Consider the following 4492-nt stretch of genomic DNA (forward strand, 5'->3'; position numbering starts at 1 on the left):
CCGAGTTCCTGAGCCACAAGCCAGCCGGACTGAAGCGCCATCGATATCCCCTCGGCGATAATCGGATGCGACTCGCCAGCGACATTGCCGACGCGGAAGATGTCTGCTTCGTAGCCTGCGCGGATGCCCGGCCGGATCGGACCGGCGGCGAGCCACGGACCGTCAAGACGGGCATCCGCCAGCGCGTCCCGCGCGCCCCGGGATGTCGCCCTGATGTGGCGCTCGACGGCTTCGGCCGCCGGGACATGGCCGGCGCGTTCGCGGCCAAGGCTGCCGCGCAGCCGGGCAAGCATGTCGCGCCTAATGCAGCACGAGATTGACAGGCGGCCACGGTCGGCGAGCACCATGCCGCCGTAGCCGCCGGGAAAAGTGAGCAGCGGCATCAGATCGGGCGGCAGCGCCGACCCGGTGAAATGCGCCTTGAACCCGAGCAGGTCCGAGGAGCGGCTTTGCTTCCCGAGCTGGCTCGGCAGCGGCCCCGGCTCCCACGAACCGTGTGCAGCGACGATTACCGATGCCCGCAGGGTCATCCCCTCCTCGCCGGGACTGCCGCTTGTAGCCTGGATCCGCACCGCCTGGCGGTCGCCATCCCTTTCGATGGCGACGGCACGGCAGGGCTGGAACACTTCCACGCCAGCCGAGCGGGCCGCGTCGAGCAGCAGCGTGTCCAATATGTCGCGGCCAAGCGCGCGGCCGAAGCCGTTTCTTGCCGCGGGTCCGGATCGCGCGCCCGGCATCGGCGCCTCGATGCTGGCATTGCCGGAAAAGAGGCCGACCCGGCGTATTTCCGGACCGGCCTCGCCGCGCCAAGCATCGCCGATACCCAGCCGGTCAAGGAGCGCGAGGTTGCTTGCCGAGATGTATTCGCCGCATACCTTGCGGCGCGGAAACGCGCTCTTCTCCACGATCGCGACAGCCCATCCGCGCCGGGCGAGCGCCAGCGCCGCCGACGTGCCCGCCGGGCCGGCGCCGATGATGATCGCATCGTGGGTGGATGCGCGCTTCACGGCTTATCCCTGGGCGCATCCCCGACCTGGATCGCCGAGGCCCCGACAAAGACATGCGAGAAAAGCCCTGCGCGCCGTTCCTCGAGCGGGTTGCCGCCGGCGGCAGCCCAGAGATCGGAAAGGTCGTGGCCGCGAAAGCCGGCGCGCACGCTTTCAACCGCATCATGTCGCGTGACGTCGTTGACGCCGATTGCCGGCAGAAGCCGGGCCGCGATCAGTGCAAAGCCCGCCCTCAGCGGTTCCGTCGCCAGGATGAGCGGCGCCTTGGGCCGCAATAGCGAGAACAGCCGCAGCAGTGCAGCATCGTTGAAATGATGCAGGAAGAGGTTGACCGTGATCGCGTCGAAGGGTCTGCCATCCCCCTTCTCCGCCCAATCGAAGACATCTGCGGTGATGGTTTCGACCGTCCATCCCAGCCCGGCGAAATCCGCCGCGAGCTTCGGCGTGGCGAGGCGGATGCGATCGAGCATCGTCAGCTCCACCTGGCGCCAATCAAGTGCCATGCACCGCGCCACCTTGAGCATGAAGGTGCCGTCGCCAGCGCCGATCTCCAGGATGCGACCGGGCGGCCTCGGCAAAAATTTCCGCATGAGCGAGGCCATGATCGGCGCCTGGAACATCAGCGCGTTGATGCGGGCGAGATCGCGGCGCGAGCGGATTGCCCGCGCATCGTCGGCCGCGAGCCCGTCCAGGATTTCCGGAACGAGGCTGCGTTCAGCGAGCGCACTCATGAAACGGTCCTGAACAGCATGGTCTCGGCCGTCAGCCCGGGCCCGAACGACATGCCGCAGCCGAGCAGCCCGCCCGGCTTCTTCAGCATCTTCTCCATCACGAACATGACGGTTGGCGACGACATGTTGCCATATTGGCGAAGCACCTCGCGCGAGGGCTCGAGCGCGGCGGGCTCGAGTTCAAACGCCCTTTCGACGGCGTCGAGAATGCTGCGGCCGCCGGGATGCACAGCCCAGAGGTCGATCGCTTCCGGCGCCCGGCCTGCGAGGATCGCGTCCCGGTTGCTGCGCAGGGCTTCCTGGACAGCGGCCGGCACCTTGCCGGAAAGAACCATGTCGAAACCTTGGTCGCGGATATCCCAGGTCATCAGTTCGCGCTGCTCGTTCGCGACGGCGCAGCGGAAGGAGTCGAGCTCGATGCCGGGCGGCTCGGCGGTGACGATGCTCGCAGCGCAGCCGTCGCCCCAGAGGCAGAAGCAGAGCAGCTTTTCCAGTTCGGTGGTTTCCCTGATGTGCAGTGTGCAGATCTCGATGTTGACCAGCAGTACCCTTGCCCCCGGATCGGAGCGTACGATGTGGCGCGCAAGCTTGAGGCCGTTGACCGCAGCGTAGCAGCCCATGAAACCGATCATCGTGCGTTCGACGCCGTCCGCAAGGCCGCAGCGCTGAACCAGGTCGAGGTCGATGCCGGGCGCGGAGAAACCGGTGCAGGTGGTGACGATGAGGTGTGTGATGCGCGAAGCCTCGTTGCCGAGATGCAGCCCGTCGACGCCCTTTTGCGCCAGCGCGGGGGCGGCCTCTGCGAACATAGCCATTCTGGCGGCCGTCCCGGGAAATGCCCCCCGCTTGAAGATCCCGCCGAGATCGACCGACGGCCCTTCGGGGTCGAGAGCCGGGGCAAAGCAGGAGAAGCGGTGGTCAATGCCGGCAAGCCCGGCCATGCGTTCGAATAGTTTCCTGCGGTCGCTGCAGAGCATGGAGGCCGCGTAGCGCAGGTAGAACTGGTGGACTTCATGCTCCGGAACCGCCGTCGCGATCCGGTTGATGTAGGCGTTAGCGGACATTTACTGTCTCCCTGGGCCTCGGCGCGGTGCGCGCTGTTGCCGGAGGGGTTCCTTGCTCAAGAGCGCGCCTTGGCAGGCGCCAAGCGCTGACTGTTGCCTGTTCGATAAACGTTTCGGAAAACCTGTTTCTTCCCTGGCGTGTGATCCCGAAACTAAAAGATTTGAAGGGGATAATAGGCAAATCAAAGTGTTACAGCCTTTTCCGCGCCCTAGCAGCAGGCAAGGATTTCGGGTCGATCACTTGCTGCCCTGCACCGTTCCGGGCACGATCAAGGCTCCCTGATCGCGCTCTGAATATCTGAAGCCGATAAAGAACAAGGCGATGATGATGAGGCCGACCGCCAGCACGATGGCGAGGGTCCTTCCCGGGTTTTCGGCAGGGGGCCTATCTAGCATGGTGGTTCGCCTCGCATATAAACCTGGCGAGGGCGGGAAGGGTTCCCGGGCGGGTAGAACGCTCGCCCAGTCCGACATTGACGGTATCGGCAAGGAAGCGGGAAGCGCACGCAGCTACCGGCGATAGCTGCAAATTGCATCAATCGAATTGTGAGAAAATTAATCAGCGCTTTCTAATATTGTTGGTCACCCGGCAACGAATTCCGGTAACGGACCCATGACCAAGAACCTCGGCAACGCCAAGCCCAACGCCCCTGCGGGCGAGATAAGATCCTCGCCATTCGGCAGGATAGCGCCGGCGCTGTTCCCGCTGGCAGTCGTGGCGCTGGGCTACCTCGTGGGCAAGCAGTTCTTCGGTTTCTGATGCTGGGCAAATGTTCTGTGGAGGCGGGCCGGAGCCTCGCGCGGGCCGGTGCTCGTATTCGGCCGTTTGCGCCCCTCCCACTGCTTTGGTCCTAGGGCCTAAGTCGTTCTTGCCCTTGCATTAGTACAAGCGCATGTTCGAAGTAGCCGGCAGGCTCGCAAACTCCGGTCAGGCCCGGCCGCCGAACCCAAACACCCCCCCAGGCTGCCGGGCCGTCGGCGCGCCTTGCAAGCAAGCCCTCCACACCACCGATCGGTCCGCAACCAGCGCTGCTGCCGCGGTGGACCTGCACGCGCTCACAATCGCTCCAAAGCGCTCGAGAGGCGTATCGTTGCGCGGACCGGGCGCCGCATCGAAGTCGAATTCTACCTAAGGTGTCCTTCAAGCTTTCAGTGTCTGGATTTTATCCATTTTGAAATCCCCTTACCGGAAATCTGTATTTTCGACATCAAGTGTGCTCGTGCCTTGCAACTATTCTCCGGCTGATGATAATAAGCGGTTGCTTGCGACGACCCTTCGTGCGTTAAATCGTATTGCTGTTCGAGGATGCAATTCTTAGGGCGACGAGCTGGAGCTGCACATGGTGGCAGGCGAACCAGACAGTGTCCGCGTAAAATTCATCAACGGCCAATGGCTGGTCCGCGTCGTCGAAGGCGGCCGGCTGGTCCATCAGTTGTTCAACATCCACGCGGAAGCCGAAGCCTTCGCCGAGGAGGAACGCCACCGGCTGGGCCTGCCGGGCGAGCCGCCGGCCGCGGAGCCGGTCGAGCCAAAGCGGCGCCGCGGGCGCAGACACTGAGCGCCCAATATCCTCAATTTCCTGTGGCTTGCCATCGCCTCACCGGCAACCAGTTTGCGCTCCGCGGAAAATGCGGGAACAATCGGCGGGACGGGGAAGTGCTGCCGATGTGCAATCTTTACAACATCACC

At 64.2% G+C, this 4492-nt stretch carries 6 protein-coding genes; 1 reads left to right on the plus strand and 5 read right to left on the minus strand.

The window, feature by feature from the left end; all coding sequences use genetic code 11:
- The 4 genes from EOA32_RS33625 to EOA32_RS38985 form a co-directional block, all read right to left on the minus strand.
- The coding region (locus tag EOA32_RS33625; RefSeq protein WP_145971445.1) for an NAD(P)/FAD-dependent oxidoreductase at window positions 1-1007 on the minus strand (1007 nt) is incomplete at its 3' end.
- Window positions 1004-1738, minus strand: a complete 735-nt coding sequence (locus EOA32_RS33630) for a methyltransferase domain-containing protein (RefSeq protein WP_128374018.1) — start codon at window positions 1736-1738, stop codon at window positions 1004-1006. The genes EOA32_RS33625 and EOA32_RS33630, both read right to left, overlap by 4 nt.
- Window positions 1735-2802: a type III polyketide synthase gene (locus tag EOA32_RS33635; RefSeq protein ID WP_095828765.1), complete on the minus strand. Its 1068-nt coding sequence runs from the start codon at window positions 2800-2802 to the stop codon at window positions 1735-1737. The genes EOA32_RS33630 and EOA32_RS33635 overlap by 4 nt, the downstream gene beginning before the upstream one ends.
- A 237-nt stretch (window positions 2803-3039) precedes the next feature.
- A complete protein-coding gene (locus EOA32_RS38985; RefSeq protein WP_156751168.1) occupies window positions 3040-3198 on the minus strand; it encodes a hypothetical protein in 159 nt (52 codons plus the stop codon).
- Between the two features lie 217 nt (window positions 3199-3415).
- On the opposite strand from EOA32_RS38985, the gene EOA32_RS38990 reads away from it, so the two are divergent.
- The gene (locus EOA32_RS38990) at window positions 3416-3562 is read left to right on the plus strand and encodes a hypothetical protein (RefSeq protein WP_082954140.1); all 147 of its coding nucleotides are present in this window, start codon (window positions 3416-3418) and stop codon (window positions 3560-3562) included.
- Window positions 3563-4085: 523 nt separating this feature from the next.
- Here EOA32_RS38990 and EOA32_RS33640 read toward each other — a convergent pair.
- Window positions 4086-4358 (minus strand): hypothetical protein, encoded by a 273-nt coding sequence (locus tag EOA32_RS33640; protein ID WP_128374019.1) that lies wholly within the window; start codon window positions 4356-4358, stop codon window positions 4086-4088.
- Window positions 4359-4492 lie beyond the last annotated feature (134 nt).

This window comes from Mesorhizobium sp. M1A.F.Ca.ET.072.01.1.1 (assembly GCF_004023325.1).
Lineage (GTDB): Bacteria > Pseudomonadota > Alphaproteobacteria > Rhizobiales > Rhizobiaceae > Mesorhizobium.

Bases quoted from the DNA above. Each gene is read 5' to 3' on its own strand.
- EOA32_RS33630 (WP_128374018.1), bottom strand. From the start codon at position 1,738: ATGAGTGCGCTCGCTGAACGCAGCCTCGTTCCGGAAATCCTGGACGGG.
- EOA32_RS33635 (WP_095828765.1), bottom strand. From the start codon at position 2,802: ATGTCCGCTAACGCCTACATCAACCGGATCGCGACGGCGGTTCCGGAG.
- EOA32_RS38985 (WP_156751168.1), bottom strand. From the start codon at position 3,198: ATGCTAGATAGGCCCCCTGCCGAAAACCCGGGAAGGACCCTCGCCATC.
- EOA32_RS38990 (WP_082954140.1), top strand. From the start codon at position 3,416: ATGACCAAGAACCTCGGCAACGCCAAGCCCAACGCCCCTGCGGGCGAG.